Source organism: Psychrobacter sp. TS_SC_6 (assembly GCF_056156305.1).
This window is the reverse complement of sequence record NZ_CM149590.1, coordinates 1,259,003-1,280,886: the sequence shown is the minus strand read 5'-3', so window position 1 is coordinate 1,280,886 and position 21,884 is coordinate 1,259,003. Positions and strand designations below refer to the sequence as shown.

Here is a 21,884-nt window from a genome sequence, read left to right as displayed (position 1 = left end):
TAATCATTGATTATTTACAAAAGCTGTCTTTGTCTGGTCTGTTTTGCATCGTATCCAAGCGCGCGATTTCATGTTCAATCAGATGAGTATTATTTTCTGTTGTTTGCGCCACCACAGACTTTGCCCATAAAGGCAGCTCCGGATTGATGCGATAAAATACCCACTGGCCGTGCTTTCGATCAATGATGACGTTTGCCTTTTTTAGGACAGCAAGATTGCGTGAGACTTTGGGCTGACTGTCTTCTTCTAACGCTTCCATCAATTCGCAGACACACAGCTCACCATGATATTCGATCAGCATCAGTGCTTTGAGTCGAATGTCATCCGTCAGGCTTTTGTAAAAGGTAATAGGATCAAAATCAGGCAACGCCGTGTCTTCTTTATCGGTGGCAGAGGTATTGACAGCAGGTGTATTGACGGCAGTCTTTGGGCGGTTATGTTTTTCTACAGAAAGAAACATCGTTAAGCGATTGCTTAATTCACTCAATGTGCTGGTAAATGGATGGCTGCCCGTGCGAGACTTCGGATCGGGAATATCCCATGCCAGCTGTTTGCCAGTGTTGGGATAGCTTCGGCATTCGGTGCTGGCTTTTTCGCACAAGGTGATGACGTAATCAAAGTATTGACCGTCAAACTCATCGACGTGTTTGGATCTTAGTTCACTGGTATCAAAATCGAATTTTTCCAACGCTTGTATGGTTCGTTCATCGACTTCACCCTTTTCTATGCCTGCGCTATAAACCTCATAGATATCGCCAGCTTTGTACTTCAATAATGTTTCTGCCATTTGCGATCTGGCGGAGTTACTGGTACAAAGGAACAGTACTTTCTTTTTATTTTCCATAATGACACCCATTGATAAACACCTTTACATACGAATTATTATATATATAATAATTCGTATGTAAAGGTGTTTTTAGCTAGATTGCTAAATCCCAAAACGAGCAACCAACATTTTTGGTCGCAGAGACTGAGGACAGTTATGTCAACTAAAGTATTCGATACAATCATTATCGGCGGTGGTCAAGCCGGTTTAGCCATTGGCTATTATCTAAGACGCGCTAAGCTCGACTTCATTATTCTTGACGATCAAAACCAAAGTGGCGGCGCGTGGCAGCATACTTGGCCATCATTGCGACTGTTTTCTCCCGCCATTATGAGTTCTCTGCCAGGTCGTCTGATGCCAAAAGCGCAAGATGGCGAGTATCCACATCGAGATGAGGTGCTCAGTTATCTTGCTGACTATGAGCAACATTATCAGTTGCCGACATATCGACCTTATCAAGTAAATAGCGTCCAACACGACGATGAAAACAACTGCTTACGGGTAACGGACGGCAGTTACACATGGTTGGCAAAAACCGTGGTGAGTGCCACTGGTACGTGGCGCAATCGTACGATGCCCTCAATCCAAGGTCAGCAATCTTATGGTGGCGCGCAATGTCATTCTGCTGATTATGCAGGTCCTGACGAGTATAAAGGCAAGCGAGTTTTGGTGGTCGGTGGCGGTAACTCAGGCGCCCAAATCTATGCCGAGCTGGCTGACGTGGCAAACGCCAGTTGGGTGACACGTGAGCCACCATTGTTTTTAGCCGATGATGTCGATGGACGTGTATTGTTTGAAAGAGCGACGGCACGTATTACTGGCAACAATAGTGAGAATCCTGTGGGCGGTATCGGTGATATCGTCATGGTGCCCCCAGTCAAAGCTGCTCGTGACAAAGGCATCTTACATTCGCTACCCATGTTTCGTCAGTTTACTGAACAAGGTGTCATCTGGGCTGATGGTAGTGAAGAGGTGATAGATGCTATTGTCTGGTGTACAGGGTTTCGACCGCAGCTAGACCATTTGGCAGAATTGGCGGTTATCGAAGCAGATGGAACGGTACAGGTCAAACAAGGACAAGCAGTCAAGGAGCCGCGGCTATGGTTGTTTGGTTATGGCGACTGGGCAAGTCCAGGCTCGGCTACGCTGATTGGGGCAGGCAGAAGTGCGAGAGAAAATGTCCCAGCATTGCTGGATTTTTTAATAAGCGATGCTTAAAACAATCATTTACCATAGATAAGTAAGCCCTAATAATTCATAAATATGCCGATAATCAGCTGCATATTCTTGGGCATTGAATGCGCATGATTACTATCCCAAACCAGTCGTCTATTCTTAAAGCCTTTTTAAAATTTGATGATAACAATCAGATGCTCAATACGCCTTTATATCAGCGTATCATCGATGTTTGCGAGGAACTGGTAAAGTTCACTTGGCTGACCCGTGGTCGCACAAATTATCTACCCGATCACTGTAATTTTTTTGTATTCCATTAACTTCACTGGTTATAGCTCAAGGGTTCTAAGGTTTGCCATTGGGTTCATCCTCTGAATTTATAGCTACTTTCAACCGACGAATCACTGCGCTTAATAACATCTCGTCAATATCGGATAATGCGTTCAGTCCGTAGTCATAAGTTTTTAAAATCATAGCCTGTTGATCTTGGGTTAAGTGTACGGTTATATCGCCATCCTTAGTAAACTTCCTATAGTCTTGTAATTTTTTCTGATTGATATTACTCATTTTTTTCTCCTTTTCTTGTTTTAAAGAGAGTAAATATTTCTTTCACGCTCTTATTATTTTGAAGTGGGTGGGTGAACCTTATTCAAGTCATAATAACACTGAATTTTGTATCAGTACGGCAAGTTTTTCTAACTCCTAATGGGGAAGTCACTCCAAAAAATTTATCCGATACAGACCATGACTGAGAAAATGTACAAGATGATTGAGTATCAATAATAAATTGCCGTTCGATAAGTTATTTACCCATTTCAAACATACAATGCAAATTGCTATGGTACGTACGTGGGAACTCTATCTCACTGTGTTACTCCACACACAGTACATTTCCAGCGAGGGGCAATGCCAATATTATATAACGTTAAAAGTAACCAAAGACCGCCAGTAAATAAGCTTAAAAGTAAAACTGAACGCCACCTGACTTCAATTGGTAGTCGAAAATGAAGCATTACCCTACCGTAAGGTTCGCACCTTAAATATCTTGTCTCTGTTTGATTATCCATAATCTTTACCTAAAGCGAGATTTCCTCTAACCTTAGCTAATATACTTATTTAAAACAACCCAAACTATGTATTGTGAATCACCTCCGACTATCTCCGAGACTGATTCACTTAGCCCTAAAACCTTTGCTGCACCGCCTATGATTCGATTCCTCTACAGCGCGACAAACGCGATTTAAGATAATAGACGCAAAATTTTTTTATCGCTCCTGTAGAGAATGTTGGTCAATAATATTATGAGTGATCTTGCTGATTAACCATAAAGTAAAGTTATTTTAATAATTTATAAATAATAAACATTAAGTTACAGAGAAGGTGTATCATAGTAGATAAATTAAGGGGTAATTTATAACAAACGAAATATTTATAGTTCAAGTAGTAGCGATCTGTTTTCTGATTATTGGCTTAACAGCTACTTTAGTAATGAAGTTTACTTTGATGAATCTTACGGTTTTATGATGAATATCCACAGTTAGATTAAGCCCATTTAGGGCTTTTTTTGTACCTATAATTTGAATTTGAACAATGTACTAGGAATTAACCCAAACTGTGCAATCTGACCCTGCTGTCGATCGCGTACACTCATAATACCTATTATTCCCATAACAGACGTCAGGTTAAATAGAAATCCACTGCCTACTCCTCTATATCATTATCAATGCTTTTAAGGCACTAAAAAAGGATACCGAAGTATCCTTTTTTTGGTTATACATAATAAATACAATCTAGTGATGCTCACCCGGTAAGATTCTGGCAAAGGCACGTTGAGCAAGGTTCGGTTTTTTATCCGTGGTCTGAGCGGCACGAGTGCTCGGGAAAATGCGATAACCCATCGACTGAATACCAACGTTAATCGCTGGTGCCAATGAATAAGTCGCTGAGGCGAATTTGCCCATATTGCTGGCAATACTATTTGGCTTATGAACGATTGCTTTGGCGACCATCATTGCCGCTTCATCTGGCATAAGCGCTGGCATGTAACGATAAAGCTTAGTCGGCTCAATCATCGGCGTGCGTACCAATGGCATAAAGATATTGGTTATCGTCACATTATCCCCTTTCACTTCAGCTGCCAAACAGCGGCTAAACGCATCAAGAGCCGACTTGGAAGCGACGTACGCGGCAAAACGCGGACTGTTTGCCAATACACCAATGGATGAAATATTCACAATTTGACCCGTTTGACGTTCAATCATCGTCGGCAAAAACCCAAGAATTATTTTGACTGCGCCAAAGTAATTAATATCCATGGTACGCTCAAAATCATGGAAACGTTCAGTGGATTCGTGAACCGAGCGTCGAATCGAGCGACCGGCATTATTTACCAATACATCAACGTGACCAAAGTCCGCCAAAATTTGCGTACTAACTTTTTCAATGGCATCCATATTGGTCAAATCACAAGGATAATAACTTGCCTTACCACCAAGCTCCTCGATACTTTCTTTAACCGCTTTTAGCTTATCTTCAGTACGTGCCAACAAAATGACATGAGCACCGCATTCACTAAGCAAAAAAGCAGTACGCTCACCAATACCGCTTGATGCCCCCGTTATAATAATATTCTTGTCTTGAACTGCTTTACTGATTGCTTTTTTTGAGGGATTAGCCATGAAACATCCTTTTAAAAATTAGACTTCCGTTAATATTTACCTAAATCATAACAAAGAAATATAGGTTAAAGGAAATAAATAAGCAATAAAGCCAGTTTAACTGGATAGACATCGTTACTAGATGAAGTATGGATCACTTTATGCTCGACATATGCTCTTTACGGTTTATTCATGAGCATTCAAAAAATCCTCTACCACACGGAACTGTCCGGCGGTACTTTCCTCACCATACATGGCTTGCCTAAAGGCGTTAGAGTTCGGAATACCGGTGGTATACCAAGCAATGTGCTTGCGAGCAATACGGCAGCCTGAGTATTCACCATAAAAACCGTATAGCTCTTCTAAATGTGTCAGTACAATCTCTTTTATCTCGCTAACACTGGGTGATGCCATCGTTTCACCTGTGCGCAAAAAATGCTCGATATCGCGAAATATCCATGGTTGTCCTTGGGCAGCGCGTCCAATCATCACCGCATCACAGCCGGTCAGCTCATAAACGCGCTGCGCTTTTTGCGCACTATCGATATCGCCATTTGCAATAACTGGAATGCCAATACTTTCTTTGACCTCACGTATCAGCTCATAACGCGCCTCTCCGGTATACATATCTTCACGTGTGCGTCCATGGATGGCAATAGCAGCTATACCCGCTTGCTCTGCTCGCTTTGCAACACGCAAAATATTTTCACGTCCATTCTCATAGCCCAAGCGCGTTTTTAAAGTAACGGGCGCATCGACGGCATTCACCGCAGCATCTAGCAAGCGTGCAACTAAGTCTTCGTCTTGCAATAATGCAGAGCCTGCCAATTTACGGCAAACCTTTTTGGCAGGGCAGCCCATATTAATATCAATAATTTGGGCACCATTATCAATCTGATAACGCGCCGCTTCTGCCAATTTATCAGGTTCTGCCCCCGCTATCTGGGCAGAAATAGGCGCAATTTCATTATCAAAATTGGCACGATAGAGCGATTTTTTGCGCGCATACAATGCCGTATCAGCGATGATCATTTCACTGACTGCATGACCCGCCCCAAAGGATTTGCACAATCTTCGAAAAGGATTGTCTGTCACACCAGCCATCGGTGCAACTATCAAACGGTTCTCAATCGTCAAGCCGCCAATCACGAGGGGCTGCAATAAAGGATGGTCTGAGGTAGGATTAGACGAAAGTAAAACTGAAGAATCAATAGACATAAAAAACGGCTTGATTGGTAATGAAAACAAGCCGTTATTCTAAGGATTCGTGCGCATATTGCAAGGGATTACGTAATCATTTGCTCAGCTCATAAAGTTTATCAACCTTGAATTGTCCTGTTTAATATACCTATTTATCAAACACACTGCCCTGCTCAAGCGTTATATCTTCATCATGCTCTTGCATACGCCACGGTAGAATATCTGGTGAGACATTGACAAAATGTAGATATTTCTCAAACTGATCAATGATGTCATTAATAATCGACACTGATTCATAACCATATAAATCATAGGTCTGACCCCCACGGCGTAAATACACTTCAGCACGGTAATGGTGCTCTTGTGGCAATTTGTTTGCCATATCTTCGGTATAATAATCAGGAATATCGTGCTCTGATAAGCGAACCTCGTACCAGAACTCCACATTATCGCCACTTCTCAATTCTAATACAGCGCGGTTATTGATCTCATCATAATTGACATCAGGCAACCAGCCAGTTTCAGCAAACTTTTCAGCCACTTCGTTCATAGAAGATAAAATAGTTCCTTTGATATAACTAAGCACTTTATCGCGTGTTGGCTGCTCAGTCATATAATCAATACGCTCGCGCCAAGCCTCTAGCTTCAGAAGATGCGGCGGCAAATCGTTATCGTTACCTAAACTCTGGTTACGATGACCTTCAATACGTAGCGCACGCCACATCCCAAATATCGAAATCAATATAATAACGGCAAAGGGTAATGCGCTGACAATAGCGGCGGTCTGTAACGCTGTCAGTCCACCAGCGACCAGTAATGCTGCAGCAACTGCGCCTTCAGTCACTACCCAAAATGTACGTTGCCACCATGGCGTATCACTACGACCACCGGCTGCAAGCGAGTCAATCACCAACGACCCTGAATCTGATGAGGTCACAAAAAAGGTAATAATTAATAGTACTGTTAATGACGACACTATCTGAGTAAAAGGTAAGTTCTCTAATAATTTAAATAACGCAATTGCTTGGTTGTTCTGCACTTCAGTAATGAGCGCATCGTAGCCATCAACCATAATCATATGGAGCGCTGTATCACCAAAAACTGCGAACCAGAAGAACGTAAAGAAGGTTGGTACTAACATCACGCCTAATACAAACTCACGGATAGTACGACCCCGACTAATCTTGGCGATAAACAATCCGACAAAGGGCGCCCAAGCAATCGTCCATGCAAAGATAAAGAGTGTCCAACTGCCGATCCAATCACTCGATTGATAAGCTTGCAAGCTAAAAGTACGCTCAACGATATTGCCTAAATAGCTGCCTGTGTTTTCCATAAAGGCGTTTAGAATAAATATGGTTGGACCCACGATAAAAACAAACAGCATCAGCCCCGTTGCTAACATCATATTCAAAATTGAGAGTCGCTTTACCCCTTTATCCATGCCAGCGAGAACAGATACCAAAGCTGCTAGTGTCACCAGCGCAATGATAATCACTTGAACCGTCATACTGACTGGCACCGTATCGGGTAATAGATAATTTAAACCGGCATTGATCTGTGATACAGAAATCCCCAAACTGGTTGCAATACCGAACATCGTGCCCACAATGGCAAACACATCAACAGTGTGTCCAATCGGACCATAAATTTTATCACCAATTAGTGGATATAGTGTTGAGCGCATTGACAAGGGCAAGCCATGACGAAAAGAGAAGTACGCCAGTGATAAACCAACCACACCATAGATCGCCCAAATATGAAAACCCCAGTGAAAATAGGCAATTTGCATTGCTTCTTTGGCAGCTTCAATAGTCTGTGGTGTTGAAAGCGGTGGACTGGCAAAATGTATGACCGGCTCTGCTACGCCGTAAAACAGTAAGGCAATCCCGTACCCTGCTGAAAATAGCATGGCAAACCATTCAAGAAAATTGTACTCTGCCTCTGCATGATCTGGTCCCAGTTTAATACTGCCATAAGACGAAAATCCCAAGACAATGATAAACATCAAAAATATGGCGACTGCTAACATATAGAACCAGCCGAAAGTTTCGGTAGTAAAGTTGAGAACGGTACTAAATAGTTCGCCAGCAGACTCCGGATTAATGGCGGTACCAATGACCAATAGCAGCATAATGGCTGCTGCCGGCAAGAAAACAGGCAATAAGATAGTGGAACGGGAGGATTTGTTCTTCATAAGCGGATTCTTACTAACGGTCAAATAGACCTCATGTTTACCACAAACCGATTGCAAACCCCAGTATTGCTACCCACTTGTCACATTACTTGAACTATTGTTACAGCACTATTACCTAATAACAAAAAAGGCAACTTGTTAGTTGCCCTTTATTATCATCTAAAGAATAAGTACTATCTGTTCTTTTGACTCAGAACAATGATAGACGTTGTTAAAATTACTCAGTAATAATCGCTGCCAGTTGTTCAGCTATTTTCGCAAGCTCGGCATGATCTGCTTGTGTGACGGCATGGCGACCAAGCTCATGAATACTAGAAGGAATCAGGTGCACATGATAATGAAACACCGTCTGCCCTGCTTCGGCACCATTTAGCTGCATTTGGATAATGCCTTCACGATTAAATACCTGACGCTGGGCTTCCATAACTTTTTTAGCTGTCATGAACACAGCTGCCGCATATTCAGGTTCAAGATCAGCTAAGTCCACTGCTTTTTGCTTAGGAATGACCAAAACATGCCCCTTGGCTTGTGGCATGATATCCATAAAAGCAAGAGTCTTATCATCTTCATAAACTTTATGGTAAGGGATATCGCCATCGAGCATTTTGGCAAAAATATTATCGTCTTTATAGGTAGTTTGCGGATTGTCTTGGCTCATTATCTTATTCCTTTAACCTGTATTATTATTGAATCAAAGTTAGTATCAATTGGATAGCGAGTATGAAAAGAATACTTACACCGTTAAATATAGTGGACGAAATCTCACTTAAGTACAAGTGTCAGATAATCACTGATTGATCTTTATGCACTAACTTGTTGCTCTCGTTGATGATTAAATTATTGACGAGCCATGCGCGATAAATGTTATATTAATCTACTCTCTCGATGACCTTACCATGATGGATTTGACTGCCTTGCCAACTCAATTACCTAATATTACCGACGCTCATACGCAGTCTATCAATGACGCTACCACAAACAATGGTGAGCATGAGCAAACGCTTGGGGCAAATAACCCTCCAGCTACTGACCCAAATGCCATTATATTAGCGCAAGCATTGACTGATAAAGCCATCAGTTGGCGTATTCATAACTGTAAAATCAGTCAAAAGACCGTCACTCAAGACTTACCGCTGCCATTTTTATATCATTATGACAGTTTGGACGATGTCGTTAAGCAGACCCATCCTTTAACCCCAAAGCTACTGGCACAATTTAATACACCGATGACAGCGCAAGAAGCTGCCAAGCTAATTGGTATCGATGAAGTTCTCATATCCAATCCGTGGCATGTCAAAGTGATTGGCTCATTGGTGGTATTTAGTGAAGCATTACAACTCGCTGTCCGTTTGCATTGGACCAATACGGGTAAAGAGACGCAGCAGATTTATAATAAAGATAAAGATGCTGCTATCATTGCAGCCTTTAAAGAATGGCAGTTTTTTGGTCGTATTGATATCTTGTATAAAAACAACAAACAAGCGCTGATTAGTATTGACGAGCAGAGCATTGATACAGAAACCAATCAGCCGCTACCATTGACGATAGAAGCCAATATGGATTATCAATACCTACCAGCGACTCACGCCTTAGTCGTCATTGCCAAGCTCGAAGCAGATAAAGATGAGCTCCCTTGGTTTGAAACCGCTATTTTGGAGCGCATTGCATAAATGATTGACCATTAAGTCTTGTTTGTTATAGGTTAATTATTTTCAGTTACTCATATCTAATGGTATGGTAACGACTTAGTATTATTCACTAGGACTCTCCTAGTATAAAAAGCACACTATCAACATTGCAGCGGATGCTGCACATATTAATAAATCTCGCTCATTTGTAAGGAATACCACATGGACTATAATTCAAAAACCTCTACCGGCGGTCGTAATATGGCAGGTGCTCGTGCCTTATGGCGCGCAACTGGCATGACTGATGGCGACTTTGGCAAACCTATTATTGCCATTGCCAACTCTTTTACCCAGTTTGTACCCGGCCATGTGCATTTAAAAGATTTGGGACAAATGGTTGCACGCGAGATTGAAAAAGCGGGTGGCGTGGCAAAAGAGTTTAATACCATTGCGGTCGATGATGGTATTGCCATGGGTCATAGCGGTATGTTGTATTCATTACCGAGTCGAGATTTGATTGCTGATTCTGTCGAGTATATGGTCAATGCCCACTGCGCCGATGCGCTAGTATGTATTTCTAACTGCGATAAAATCACTCCGGGTATGTTAATGGCAGCCATGCGCCTCAATATTCCCGTCGTCTTTATTTCAGGTGGTCCAATGGAAGCGGGTAAAATTATTGCCAGCACGGTGGCACACAGTCATAATAATGATGGTAGTAGCGACGTCCATAGCACTGACAGTAAAGGTAATGCGATTCGTAAGCTTGACCTCGTCGATGCGATGATGGACGCGGCCGATGATAGCATTAGTGATGAAGATGTCGCTGCTATTGAAGCCTCAGCGTGCCCGACTTGTGGGTCGTGCTCTGGTATGTTTACTGCCAACTCGATGAATTGCTTGACCGAAGCCTTAGGATTGGCATTACCGGGTAATGGCTCGCTATTGGCAACCCATTCGCTACGTCGCGAGCTGTTCTTAGAAGCGGGTCGTACTATCGTGTCACTAGCCAAACGCCGCTACGAGCAAGATGATGATTCAGTCCTACCGCGCTCTATCGCTACTAAAGCCGCGTTTGAAAATGCCATGACTTTAGACATCGCCATGGGCGGCTCTACCAATACTATTTTGCATTTGCTTGCTGCTGCACATGAAGCAGAAGTCGATTTCAAAATGCACGATATTGACCGTCTAAGTCGTGGTGTACCTTGTTTGTCTAAAGTTGCCCCTGCTTCGCAAAAATACCATATGGAAGATGTACATCGTGCTGGCGGTGTCTTTGCGCTATTGGCCGAGCTTGACCGCGCTGGTTTGCTACATACCGACTTGCCAACTATCCATAGTGCCACAATGAAAGAAGCGATTGATAAATGGGATATTATGAATCCTGACAATCTTGAAGCACGTGCACGCTATATTGCAGCCCCTGGTGGCGTACGGACGACTGAGGCTTTCTCACAATCAAAAGAATGGTCAAATCTGGATGTCAACCGCGAATCCGGCTGTATTCGAAGTGCTCAACATGCCTATTCAACTGATGGCGGTCTTGCCGTTCTGTACGGAAACATTGCTGAACGTGGCTGTGTGGTCAAAACTGCCGGGGTTGATGACAGCATCTTGGTATTCACCGGACGTGCACGCATCTTTGAATCACAAGATGACGCAGTAGCAGCAGTGCTTGATGATCAAATCGTTGCAGGCGATGTGGTTATCATCCGTTTTGAGGGTCCAAAAGGCGGTCCCGGTATGCAAGAGATGCTCTACCCGACGACTTATCTAAAGTCTAAAGGCCTAGGCAAAGAATGTGCGCTGCTTACAGATGGTCGATTCTCTGGTGGGACATCAGGCTTGTCTATTGGTCATGCTAGCCCAGAAGCCGCTGAAGGCGGCGCCATTGGTTTAGTGCAAGAAGGCGATACTATCCATATTGATATCCCAAACCGTACCATCAATATGCAAGTCAATGATAAAGAGTTAGCTGCTCGCCGCGAAGAAATGGAAAGTCGTGGAAGTGATGCTTGGAAACCCGTCAGCCGAGAGCGTCATGTTTCTCCTGCTTTACGTGCCTATGCCGCCATGACTACCAGCGCCGATACAGGCGCCGTACGTGACGTCAGCCAAGTTGAACGTTAGACAATAATATTTAAGGACTATTCTTGAACTGAATTTATTAAGCCTGCGCAATGCAGGCTTTTTTTCACCCAAAAACAACACATCTGTCATTTTGATAACGATTTTTTGCAGTAATAGCGTTTTCTTTGCGTCATGATAAGGTTTTTTGATGACGATGATTTTTAGCCATAAAAAATATATTCGATAACAAATTGTTCGATAACAAATAAAATAAATACACGATATTATGACGCAGAACTCTATTTTATATTGAACTGACTATAGCTATTTAACAGCACAAAACAGCCTTCCACCAATATAGCGACATGCATAAAACTTATGATAGAAAACTATAACTTATTCTTATTGATCTTCGGTATCGCCTTTTTATTCGGTGCTCTATTTCCTATAGTATTTAAGCGCACTCCTATCTCCTTGCCCATATTACAAGTGGTTTTTGGCGCGCTAGTAGGCTACTTTTGGATCACACTAACATTTTTAGATCCCATTGAAAATGGTGTGGTTATTGAAAAACTCACCGAGTTTGTGGTCATTGTTTCTTTAGTCGGTGCCGGCCTAAAGATTGATACCCCTCTTAATTGGCATGCATGGCGTCCCACAATGCGTATGCTTTTGATTGCGATGCCAATTGGTATCTTTTCGATGGCAGCATTGGGTTATTACGCGTTTGGGTTAAGTTTAGGGGCAGCCATTTTACTCGGTGCTGTGTTAGCCCCTACTGATCCAGTATTGGCCTCTAGCATTCAGGTAGGTCCGCCCAATACAGGTAGTGAAGATACGCCACGCTTTGTTTTAACCTCAGAAGCAGGTTTAAACGATGGGTTGGCTTTTCCGTTTGTTTATTTAGCCATAAAAATAGCGGAAGCGTTTAGCGAAGGCAATCGTTTTACCCTTGAGATGCTAGGGTCGTGGTTTCTTCAAGATGTGATTTGGCAAATTAGTGGCGGTGTCATCGTTGGCGTGGTTGTCGGTAAACTATTGGCCAAGCTATTCTTCTCAAAATACACGGCTGATACCACTATCCCCCAGGGTTATGTGATCATCACACTGACACTACTGTCCTACAGTTTGGCCGAATTTGTACATAGTTATGGCTTTATTGCGGTATTTGTCGCAGCGTTTGCCTTTCGCCGCTCAGAGCATGAGCACGCTTACCATCAAAAACTACATGACTTCGCAGAACAATCTGAAGGCTTACTAATGTCTTTAGTACTGATTACTTTTGGTATATTTCTCGGTCAAGGGCTGCAGTCTGGAGTTGAATTAACGTGGCGCGTGTATCTCATCAGCTTCGCTTTTTTATTACTGATACGTCCGATTGGAGGTTACATTGCTCTATCAGGGTTGAACCTGCCGCGCACTGAAAAATACGCAATCTCAGCACTGGGTATTCGCGGTATTGGTACGTTGTATTACTTGTCTTATGCTCTCAATCAAGGCTTCTTTGGTGATGAAGATGCGCTTAAACTGTGGGTCGTCTGTTCAATTGTTATCTTGATATCCATCTTTATCCATGGACTGAGCGCCCAAAAGCTTCTTAAAGTGACGTCAAAAAACTCCTGAATAAGACTTATTGATTATCTTGCAATACGTCATCGACCATACTCAAAACCGCTTCCGTCAGCGCAAACTGGCGGATATCGTTGAGCATGGTCACATCAAAATTATGGACAAAGGCAAATGATAGCTGCCGCTCGAGGTCGCACCATGCAACTGAACCGTTATAGCCCATGTGTCCAAAACTTTGTGGCGCATGAAATTTTGTATCGTGAGTGTTTACCTCAAAATTATCACTATTACAAATACTAAAGCGGCGATGATAGCCCAAGCGCCAATCCATATGGGCTGGCATAACGGCATCCATACCAGTGACTTGCGGCGCTGATAGCTGCTTAAAGGTTGCCTCATCAATGAGTGTTTTCCCTTGCCACATACCACCACTAGCCAACATTGCATAAATCGTCGCCAGTGCATGTGCTGATGCGACGCCATTGGCAGCGGGGATAGTAGCTTGTAAAGTCTGCGGATGGTAATAGTCGATCGGCTCTTTGCTCGCAAGTAGCAAGGCTGCTTTATAGTTCCTGAGATTCAGCTGACTGTTATCAAAGTATAAACGGTTGATTTGTGCCGTATCTAATGTTGGCAATACTTTCCCTATCTGCTCTTTATTATCAGCTGGGACTGATTGGATTGCATACTGATTGGTTGCTTGTTGTTGCCAGCAGGCATAGCTCGGTAAACCGCTATAAGTTTGCAAGGTATCTACTGAATCTGGTTTTAAAACTGGTTTATGACGGCGGGAACGTGGCTGCGGTTGTGAACTTTCTTGTGCATTTTCTGACACCTTTTCTACTGACTCAAAGTTTTTAACCAATCGCGCAACCTTGTCGACCTGATTTTCTGGTACACCAAAGTAGCAGCTGTTGGCAATACCTAATGGCTCTGTTAGATAATGGCGTAATGCTTGAGCCAGTGTCATCGCAGTAACGGATTCTATGACGCCGCCCAGCACCCAACCATAGACCAAGGCGCTGTAAGCACTGTCGTATAATTCCGCCTGCTCAGGGGCAGTCACAGGCATTGCTGCAATTTTCTCTAGCATTATATTCCAATCAAGGACGGTTTCATTATCGAGGTCAATACTTTGAATCGAAAAAAGATTGGCTTGATGTGACATCACGCTGCGTAAAGTGATTTTCTCTTTATTTTGCGCGCCAAATGCTGACCAGTAATGGGAAATCGGTAGGTCATAATCCAGTTTTTTCTGTGATACCAATACATGAACCAGTGTCGCCAAGATGCCTTTGCCAGTCGAAAAGTTCAATGATAAAGTATCTGGATTCCATGATAAATCAGCACGTGCCAATCCCACACTTGCCTGTGCGATACATTTTCCAGCTTGATAAACCACTAATGCGCCGCCTGCTGGCGCATCATCAAGCTGCAAATCTGCTAGCAACTGTTGAAGCCGACGTTGGATATGATTGTCAGTATATGTACCTACAGTAGCGTGTTGATAGGTAGCGGTAGAGATGCTTTCATGACTATTTTTCATAAGTACCCTGTTCTATTTTATATTTATGAAGTTATTCAGTTTAAAGCCTGTCATACATCTTATCAGGATAAAAAATCTCTATCCTCCAAAATATTTTTATAATGTATGACACAATAAAAAAGGCAACTCTAAGGTCGCCTTTTTTATTGTATAAATAATGATTTAACGCGGCACTAGCAATCGATTATGAACCTCTTCTACAAGTTTAGTCAAACCATGACTACGCCCACGCTCCATAGCCGTATCCATTTTACGTCCACGTAACCAACCAGCCCGCAAAGCAATGGCAGCGCCAACGCGATTGCCAGAACCACAATGCATGGCAATTTTTTTGCCATGATACTGACGTAGTATGTTATCAAACGCCAGTATTTTAAGCTGTTTCAAATCAGCAGCGCCATTGATAGGTAAATGCTCGTATTGCATGCCTGCCTGCTCTACAGCTGTACTTTCATCAAATTTCAGCTCTTCATCAGGCTGCAAGTTAAGAACCAATTCGACACCCGCTGCTGCCAATGCAGCCACTTTTTTATCATCAAGCGCACCGCATACGATAGTATTTTCATCAGGACGAAAATATGGCTTGAATATGGTAGCAAGATTCACACCATTATCGGTAGTACTAGTATCGGTACTAATAGCGTCACCAAGTGCTGCTTTGTCTATCGCAACTGAATGCTCGGAGCATTCGGTGCTTTTTGAATTTTCAGGTAAAGTCATAAGGATAAATGTGTTCAATAGTAATGATTTTTGATATAAAAATTATATTTTACTTCGCTTCATCCTGCAAGGTAATCACACCAGCAAGATGCGGCTTGTCATTTTTTGCACTAAACAAACCAAACTGGCAAGTATCTGCTGCGTCTTCTAACTGAGCCAGTGGATCAGCAATAAGCTCTACTTCAGATGGTAAGAAAATAGGCAGCTTAAATGACACCTCAACCATACAAGCATCAGGCAGCTCACCCATCATTGCCAAACACTTAGCTTTTGACCACATACCATGAGCAATGGCTTTTGGAAAACCAAAGGCACGCGCTGATAATGGATGCAAATGTATCAGGTTAAAATCACCAGAGACGAACGCATAACGGCGACCGATATCTTCTGGCACTTCAAAAATACTGTGAACACCCTCTTTATTAATTGATGGCTTAACGGTTACTGGGCGCGGCGTACTCTTTTTGTCCTTACTGCTGGCAGGTTTTTTGCTGCGTGATAGATAAGTCGACGTGCCTTCCCAAATGATTTTGTCTCCTGCCCTTACTCTGGTGACAAAATCAAACTGCTGACCTTGGGCATGGTCACGCAAATTATCAAACATCACTGACATAGCAACCGTTTCACTCTGCTTAATGGCACGATACTGGGTCACGCTGTTATCGACATGAACCAGTCCTAGCATAGCAAATGGAAATGGCTCTTTGACCATCATATTCATCTGCAACGCCTGTGACAGCACCGAAAAATACGTAATTGGCACATTGCCATCGTCTGCAAAGCCGCAAATTTTACGATAATCATTTAGATTGCTTTGATCGATATGTAAATCATCTACAAAATACGTCGCTTGCGGCAACTCATCGCGGCTAACTTTACCATTATTACCGATAGGCAATAGGCTTTTGACAATATTTGCATAGGTAGTATGGGCTTTTGGCAACGCGTCATAATGTTTGTCTGACATAATACATCCTAAGTTGGGATTGAGTAGTTTTTTGATGGCATTTAACATGCTATAAATTCGATGACTAAAATATAAGATAAAATCCTAAAATAGGCGCAACGGTGTTTATAGTCGGTGAAAAGTAATATCGATACAACACGTACTGCTGGTGCAAATTTTTCTTGCTTGCTGTGCCTACGCAGACAGAGGCTGCAAAAAATTTACACCAGCAATACTGTAGCGACTTTAAAGTATTTCAACTATAGCTTCTTATGCCTTTGTTTTTATCATAAAAAAGCCACCCTTGGGCAGCTTTATTACAAGTTACGAGCAGTTTTTTCGTAAGCATATGTGAAGTAACGTCAATACCTTGTTTGATAAAGGCCATTAACAACCAACTTTATGGCTCATATAGCCTTCGCTATTATCTGCATTTTCGTATGGTATTAGGACAATTATGCACCCAATAAGCTTTGACCACAAACTCGGACAACGTTGCCATTTAGACCACCAGAAGCAGGTGATGCAAACCAGGCGATGGTTTCTGCAACATCGACTGGTAAACCGCCTTGGCTCATCGAGTTCATACGACGACCTGCTTCACGGATAGCAAATGGAATCGCTTCAGTCATTTGCGTTTCGATAAATCCTGGCGCAACCGCATTGATGGTCATGCCTTTTGCATTGTCTTCTAGCTGCTTGGCGGTTGCATTGACTAAACCAATGACACCAGCTTTTGAAGTCGCATAGTTGGTCTGACCCAAGTTGCCAGCGATACCTGAGATTGATGACACACAGACGATACGTGCAGCATCTTTTAGTACATCGTTATCTAGTAAATAGCGGTTGAGCTTAGCGATGCTGCCCAAATTGATATTGAGCACCATATCCCACTGTTTTTCATCCATATTTGCTAGTGTTTTATCGCGGGTGATACCAGCATTATGAATCACTGAATCCAAACCACCACGTTTTTGTGCAGCTTCTGCGATTTCTTTACCAGCATCAGCACTGGTAATATCCACTGTCAAAGCCGAACCACTAATTTCACTTGCCACTTTTTGCAAGTCAGCTTGCTGCTGTGGTACGTCCAAACAAATCACATGTGCCCCTTCACGAGCCAATACACGGGCAATTGCTTCACCAATACCACGACTTGCGCCAGTGACAAGCATGGTTTTGCCACCTAGTGGTTGGTTCCAATCGACATCGACATTGGAACCATTACTGACACGTATGACCTGTCCTGACACATAAGCTGAACGCGCTGACGTAAAAAAACGTAGCGTTGAGTCTAAATTTTGCTCTGCACCTGCTTTAACATAGATAAGCTGTGCAGTAATACCACGTTTAAACTCTTTACCAACTGATTTTACAAAACCTTCAAGGGCACGCTGCGCCAATGCGGCTTCGATATCAGTCAACGCTTCTGGTGGACGACCAATGACGATCACTCGACCTGATTTTTCGACACGGCGCGCAACGCTATGAAAGAACTCGTACACTTGTTTGAGCTCTTCAGCATTGCTAATATTGCTGGCATCAAACAATAAGACTTTAAACTTATCATCACTGCCAGTATTGGCTTTGGCTTTAACGCCTGCATCCGACAGGGTGTTTTTTGCGTCATCACCACTGTTTACAAACACTTCCGTATGTAGCTCTGACAAAATACGAGCCACTGACGCACTAACTGCATTGTCGTCGCCATTCGCACGTCCAACCAGCACACTACCACGTACCAAAGGCTGTCCACTATCAAAACGGTCAAGATCTACAGGCATTGGTAAACCTAGGTTCTTTGCGACCTTTTTACCAATAGACGACTGAACAAAATCACCATAACGGTCTGACATAATATAATCCTTCAATTGATGAGTAAAATAATAGTAAACAAGAATAAGATGTATTTATGATGAAATACGCGCTATTTAAAGTGCATTGATTATAAAAACTATCTATATAAAGCGGCATTAATATCATCATTTATAAATAATAAGTACTTATTAAATAGGTTAGAAACGGTCTTAACTATACACATTCATACCGAATAAGTCCAAAAACCCCTAATGTCCATAGCAATATGTAGACAAGCCAGTATATAAGATGGTCTATTTTTCTGCCGTTAAAGGACTTTGGTTTGTGCTAAAATAAGACCTATAAGTTATAGCAAACCCATTTATCGATAACAATATATTATCAAACCTACGATTATGCAATGGTTTTAATCAGTACTAGCCAGTTTATAAAGCTTGTATTTATCGCTGTAAACACTGCAATATCCACGGATTAAGCGTCACATCGTTTGCTAAAGATATACAGTAAGCTTATAAAAAGCAGTTTATGCTCTATGACGATAATGTGTAATATATATCACAATAAATGGTAATACGTATCTAAAGTATTTTAGGTATTTTAGGTATTTTTAGAATAAAGACTTATATCATTTAAATGTTTTTTTGATAACTTCCCTTTTCTACTTCTACCCATATTTTTTAAGGATAATATTATGAGTAACAAAAACAATAACCCAGATAGCCCTGTTATTGAAACCTCTGTGGTAAAAGCCAGTGATACTGCTGTAAAAACAGATGCCAAGGCAGCAGAACCAAAAGCTGAGAGCGCTAAAAAAGAAACCGTAGCAAAAGATAGTAATGCCACTGCTACGAAAGATGATAACGCAGCTAAAGAAAGTGCAGCAAACCAGAACAACGATAAAAAAGAAGCGCCTAAAAAGGCTGACGCGACTCCTGCTAAGAAAACAAATACTGTGGCTAAAAAAGCAAGTACGACTAAGCTTAGCTCAGGTCAGAACCGTGTGGCTATCTTAGGTGGCAACCGTATCCCATTTGCTCGCTCAAACGGCTCATATGCTGATGTTAGCAACACAGATATGCTCACTGCTGCGTTAGATGGTTTGGTCGAGCGTTATAATTTGCAAGACGAAAAAATCGGTGAAGTCGTTGCTGGTGCCGTTATGAAACTGAGCCGCGATATCAACTTGACTCGTGAAGCGACATTAAATACTGCACTTAACCCCCATACCCCAACGTATGATATCTCTCAAGCTTGCGGTACTGGCTTGCAAGCAACGTTTGCTTCTGCCAATAAAATCGCGCTTGGTATCATTGATTCAGCCATCACTGGCGGTGTTGATACTACTTCTGATGCGCCTATCGCAGTCGGCGATGGCTTACGTAAAGTATTGATTAAATTGGGCGCAGCTAAAGACAATAAACAACGCCTAAAAGCATTGATGGGTCTAAACCCGAAAGATTTACTTGATACACCGCAAAATGGTGAGCCACGTACTGGTTTATCCATGGGCGACCATCAAGCGATCACTACGCTTGAATGGAATATCAGCCGTGAAGCGCAAGATGAGCTTGCCTTTAATAGTCATCAAAACCTAGCACGCGCTTATGATGAAGGCTTCTTTGATGATTTAATTACCCCATATAAAGGTCTGACCCGCGATAACAACTTGCGTCCAGATACCACTTTAGAGAAGCTAGCTAAGCTCAAGCCTGTTTTTGGTAAAAAGAATGCCAAGCCAACCATGACCGCTGCTAACTCTACCCCATTGACTGATGGCGCATCTTGTATCCTATTGGGTACTGATGAGTGGGCGGCAGCACATGGTCTAAAACCATTGGCATATATCGTCCATCAAGAAACAGCGGCTGTTGATTTCATCGGTAAATCTGGTGATACAGAAGGCTTGCTAATGGCACCGGCCTATGCCGTACCACGTATGCTTGAGCGTGCTGGTTTGACCCTACAAGATTTCGATTTTTATGAAATCCATGAAGCTTTTGCTTCACAAGTGTTATCAACCCTTGCTGCATGGGAAGATGAGAAATTTTGTGAAGAGCGCCTAGGACTTGATGCGCCACTAGGCTCTATCGATCGTAGCAAGCTAAACGTTAACGGCTCATCACTTGCTGCAGGTCATCCATTTGCTGCAACTGGTGGTCGTATCTTAGCCACTGCTGCCAAATTATTAGATCAAAAAGGCTCAGGTCGTGCGCTTATCTCTATTTGCGCCGCTGGCGGTCAAGGTGTGACTTGTATCTTAGAAAAATAGTTTCTTAGCCGCTAGATAAGTAGCTTTAGAATCTTAAACCACCCTCTAATCTATAGATTAGAGGGTGGTTTTTTTTGTCTATACTTTGTTATTATAGAAACGATCTCTTAAAAAAGCCGATACGCCAAACAAAGGTAATATTTATGCGTAAGACAAAAGTTTTATTAAAAAAAATAAGGCAAGTCATTTTCGGCTCGGAAGAATTGGTTATGACAAAACCCTGTGTAACACCTGATTTTCAAGCTCTAACGACTAAGGAACAGTTAGATCAGTACAATATGGAGCAAGTCATCCTTTCTGAACGTATCGAAAAAGAAGTTCTTGATGATGAACTGCGTCGAAAAATGCACCAAGACTTAATCGATACGTACGATGAAGAACTTGAAAATGAAGTCGATGATTACATACGTGATTTTCGTTTTAACGGCTATGAGATGAGTGAGCAGGAAAAATTTGATCGTCGTATGTATTTTCAAGAATTGGTGCGGCTACAGCGAGAGCTTATAAAGTTACAAGATTGGGTGGTCGATCGCGGTGAACGCATTGTGGTGATATTTGAAGGGCGTGACTCCGCTGGCAAAGGCGGCGCGATTAAGCGTATTACTCAACGACTAAACCCGCGCGTTTGTAGAGTGGCTGCCCTACCTGCGCCTACTGAACGCGAGCAAACTCAGTGGTATTTTCAGCGGTATGTTGCCCAGCTGCCAGCTGCCGGTGAGATTGTGTTATTTGATCGCAGTTGGTATAACCGCGGCGGTGTTGAGCGAGTCATGGGGTTTTGCACCGACGCGCAGTACGAGGAGTTTTTTCAATCAGTACCTGATTTTGAACGTATGCTAGTACGGTCAGGTATTCGTTTGGTCAAGTATTGGTTTTCAATTACTGATGATGAGCAACATTCGCGCTTTATGAGCCGTATTCATGATCCCCTCAAACAATGGAAGCTCTCGCCAATGGACTTACAATCGCGTCGGCGCTGGGAGGATTATACCAAAGCAAAAGAGACCATGTTTGAGCGCTCTCATATTCCTGAAGCACCGTGGTGGGTTGTTGAAGGGAATAGTAAGAAACGCGCCAGACTAAACTGTATTGCCCATCTGCTCGAACAGATTCCTTATAAAGAAGTGCCTCGTGAAGAGGTCGAACTGCCTGAGCGCAAACGTGATGATGAATACTACCGCGAACCTATTCCTGATGATATGTATGTGCCACCGCGCTACTAATTATTAGCATTTACACTGTCTAAAAAATATTGCTCA

General features: G+C 42.5%; 16 protein-coding genes and 1 pseudogene. 7 read left to right on the top strand and 10 right to left on the bottom strand.

What is annotated here, in order from left to right; all coding sequences use genetic code 11:
* Positions 1–10: 10 nt before the first annotated feature.
* Positions 11–844 carry a metalloregulator ArsR/SmtB family transcription factor gene (locus AC0J5Y_RS05500; RefSeq protein WP_475131896.1) on the bottom strand — a complete coding sequence of 278 codons (834 nt, stop codon included), beginning with the start codon at positions 842–844 and terminating at the stop codon, positions 11–13.
* Positions 845–982: 138 nt separating this feature from the next.
* Here AC0J5Y_RS05500 and AC0J5Y_RS05495 point away from each other — a divergent pair, with 138 nt between their 5' ends.
* Both AC0J5Y_RS05495 and AC0J5Y_RS05490 read left to right on the top strand, forming a co-directional pair.
* A complete protein-coding gene (locus tag AC0J5Y_RS05495; protein ID WP_475131895.1) occupies positions 983–2,044 on the top strand; it encodes an ArsO family NAD(P)H-dependent flavin-containing monooxygenase in 1,062 nt (353 codons plus the stop codon).
* A 53-nt stretch (positions 2,045–2,097) separates the two neighbouring features.
* Positions 2,098–2,295 (top strand): annotated as a pseudogene (locus tag AC0J5Y_RS05490) (arsenical resistance protein ArsH); the annotation flags it as partial.
* Positions 2,296–2,347: 52 nt separating this feature from the next.
* On the opposite strand, the gene AC0J5Y_RS05485 reads toward AC0J5Y_RS05490, so the two are convergent.
* From AC0J5Y_RS05485 to AC0J5Y_RS05465, 5 genes are all read right to left on the bottom strand, one after another.
* Complete coding sequence (locus AC0J5Y_RS05485) at positions 2,348–2,569, bottom strand: hypothetical protein (RefSeq protein WP_475131894.1); 222 nt, start codon at positions 2,567–2,569, stop codon at positions 2,348–2,350.
* A gap of 1,223 nt (positions 2,570–3,792) precedes the next feature.
* Positions 3,793–4,680: an SDR family NAD(P)-dependent oxidoreductase gene (locus AC0J5Y_RS05480; RefSeq protein ID WP_475131893.1), complete on the bottom strand. Its 888-nt coding sequence runs from the start codon at positions 4,678–4,680 to the stop codon at positions 3,793–3,795.
* Between the two features lie 165 nt (positions 4,681–4,845).
* On the bottom strand, positions 4,846–5,877 hold the full coding sequence (gene dusB, locus AC0J5Y_RS05475; RefSeq protein ID WP_475131892.1) for a tRNA dihydrouridine synthase DusB: 1,032 nt from the start codon (positions 5,875–5,877) through the stop codon (positions 4,846–4,848).
* Between the two features lie 130 nt (positions 5,878–6,007).
* Positions 6,008–8,056 (bottom strand): BCCT family transporter, encoded by a 2,049-nt coding sequence (locus AC0J5Y_RS05470; protein WP_475131891.1) that lies wholly within the window; start codon positions 8,054–8,056, stop codon positions 6,008–6,010.
* A gap of 217 nt (positions 8,057–8,273) precedes the next feature.
* A complete protein-coding gene (locus tag AC0J5Y_RS05465; protein ID WP_475131890.1) occupies positions 8,274–8,714 on the bottom strand; it encodes an HIT family protein in 441 nt (146 codons plus the stop codon).
* 238 nt (positions 8,715–8,952) lie between these two features.
* Between AC0J5Y_RS05465 and AC0J5Y_RS05460 the strand changes: the two genes are divergently transcribed.
* From AC0J5Y_RS05460 to AC0J5Y_RS05450, 3 genes are all read left to right on the top strand, one after another.
* Positions 8,953–9,726 (top strand): hypothetical protein, encoded by a 774-nt coding sequence (locus AC0J5Y_RS05460; RefSeq protein ID WP_475131889.1) that lies wholly within the window; start codon positions 8,953–8,955, stop codon positions 9,724–9,726.
* A gap of 180 nt (positions 9,727–9,906) precedes the next feature.
* The gene (gene ilvD / locus AC0J5Y_RS05455) at positions 9,907–11,817 is read left to right on the top strand and encodes a dihydroxy-acid dehydratase (protein ID WP_475131888.1); all 1,911 of its coding nucleotides are present in this window, start codon (positions 9,907–9,909) and stop codon (positions 11,815–11,817) included.
* A gap of 318 nt (positions 11,818–12,135) precedes the next feature.
* Positions 12,136–13,380, top strand: a complete 1,245-nt coding sequence (locus tag AC0J5Y_RS05450) for a cation:proton antiporter (protein WP_475131887.1) — start codon at positions 12,136–12,138, stop codon at positions 13,378–13,380.
* Positions 13,381–13,387: 7 nt separating this feature from the next.
* Here the strand turns inward: AC0J5Y_RS05450 and AC0J5Y_RS05445 are convergent, their stop codons facing one another.
* From AC0J5Y_RS05445 to AC0J5Y_RS05430, 4 genes are all read right to left on the bottom strand, one after another.
* Positions 13,388–14,872 (bottom strand): serine hydrolase domain-containing protein, encoded by a 1,485-nt coding sequence (locus AC0J5Y_RS05445; RefSeq protein WP_475131886.1) that lies wholly within the window; start codon positions 14,870–14,872, stop codon positions 13,388–13,390.
* A gap of 162 nt (positions 14,873–15,034) precedes the next feature.
* Positions 15,035–15,592 (bottom strand): protein tyrosine phosphatase family protein, encoded by a 558-nt coding sequence (locus tag AC0J5Y_RS05440; RefSeq protein ID WP_475131885.1) that lies wholly within the window; start codon positions 15,590–15,592, stop codon positions 15,035–15,037.
* A 49-nt stretch (positions 15,593–15,641) separates the two neighbouring features.
* Entirely contained in the window at positions 15,642–16,559 is a 918-nt protein-coding gene (locus tag AC0J5Y_RS05435; protein WP_475131884.1) for a MaoC family dehydratase, read from the bottom strand.
* 434 nt (positions 16,560–16,993) lie between these two features.
* Entirely contained in the window at positions 16,994–18,394 is a 1,401-nt protein-coding gene (locus tag AC0J5Y_RS05430; protein WP_475131883.1) for a 3-oxoacyl-ACP reductase, read from the bottom strand.
* Positions 18,395–19,047: 653 nt separating this feature from the next.
* Here AC0J5Y_RS05430 and AC0J5Y_RS05425 point away from each other — a divergent pair.
* Complete coding sequence (locus AC0J5Y_RS05425) at positions 19,048–20,625, top strand: acetyl-CoA C-acetyltransferase (RefSeq protein WP_475131882.1); 1,578 nt, start codon at positions 19,048–19,050, stop codon at positions 20,623–20,625.
* Positions 20,626–20,834: 209 nt separating this feature from the next.
* Positions 20,835–21,848 (top strand): polyphosphate kinase 2, encoded by a 1,014-nt coding sequence (ppk2, locus tag AC0J5Y_RS05420; RefSeq protein WP_475131881.1) that lies wholly within the window; start codon positions 20,835–20,837, stop codon positions 21,846–21,848.
* Positions 21,849–21,884 lie beyond the last annotated feature (36 nt).

Bases quoted from the DNA above. Each gene is read 5' to 3' on its own strand.
- AC0J5Y_RS05500 (WP_475131896.1), bottom strand. From the start codon at position 844: ATGGAAAATAAAAAGAAAGTACTGTTCCTTTGTACCAGTAACTCCGCC.
- AC0J5Y_RS05495 (WP_475131895.1), top strand. From the start codon at position 983: ATGTCAACTAAAGTATTCGATACAATCATTATCGGCGGTGGTCAAGCC.
- AC0J5Y_RS05485 (WP_475131894.1), bottom strand. From the start codon at position 2,569: ATGAGTAATATCAATCAGAAAAAATTACAAGACTATAGGAAGTTTACT.
- AC0J5Y_RS05480 (WP_475131893.1), bottom strand. From the start codon at position 4,680: ATGGCTAATCCCTCAAAAAAAGCAATCAGTAAAGCAGTTCAAGACAAG.
- dusB (WP_475131892.1), bottom strand. From the start codon at position 5,877: ATGTCTATTGATTCTTCAGTTTTACTTTCGTCTAATCCTACCTCAGAC.
- AC0J5Y_RS05470 (WP_475131891.1), bottom strand. From the start codon at position 8,056: ATGAAGAACAAATCCTCCCGTTCCACTATCTTATTGCCTGTTTTCTTG.
- AC0J5Y_RS05465 (WP_475131890.1), bottom strand. From the start codon at position 8,714: ATGAGCCAAGACAATCCGCAAACTACCTATAAAGACGATAATATTTTT.
- AC0J5Y_RS05460 (WP_475131889.1), top strand. From the start codon at position 8,953: ATGATGGATTTGACTGCCTTGCCAACTCAATTACCTAATATTACCGAC.
- ilvD (WP_475131888.1), top strand. From the start codon at position 9,907: ATGGACTATAATTCAAAAACCTCTACCGGCGGTCGTAATATGGCAGGT.
- AC0J5Y_RS05450 (WP_475131887.1), top strand. From the start codon at position 12,136: ATGATAGAAAACTATAACTTATTCTTATTGATCTTCGGTATCGCCTTT.
- AC0J5Y_RS05445 (WP_475131886.1), bottom strand. From the start codon at position 14,872: ATGAAAAATAGTCATGAAAGCATCTCTACCGCTACCTATCAACACGCT.
- AC0J5Y_RS05440 (WP_475131885.1), bottom strand. From the start codon at position 15,592: ATGACTTTACCTGAAAATTCAAAAAGCACCGAATGCTCCGAGCATTCA.
- AC0J5Y_RS05435 (WP_475131884.1), bottom strand. From the start codon at position 16,559: ATGTCAGACAAACATTATGACGCGTTGCCAAAAGCCCATACTACCTAT.
- AC0J5Y_RS05430 (WP_475131883.1), bottom strand. From the start codon at position 18,394: ATGTCAGACCGTTATGGTGATTTTGTTCAGTCGTCTATTGGTAAAAAG.
- AC0J5Y_RS05425 (WP_475131882.1), top strand. From the start codon at position 19,048: ATGAGTAACAAAAACAATAACCCAGATAGCCCTGTTATTGAAACCTCT.
- ppk2 (WP_475131881.1), top strand. From the start codon at position 20,835: ATGACAAAACCCTGTGTAACACCTGATTTTCAAGCTCTAACGACTAAG.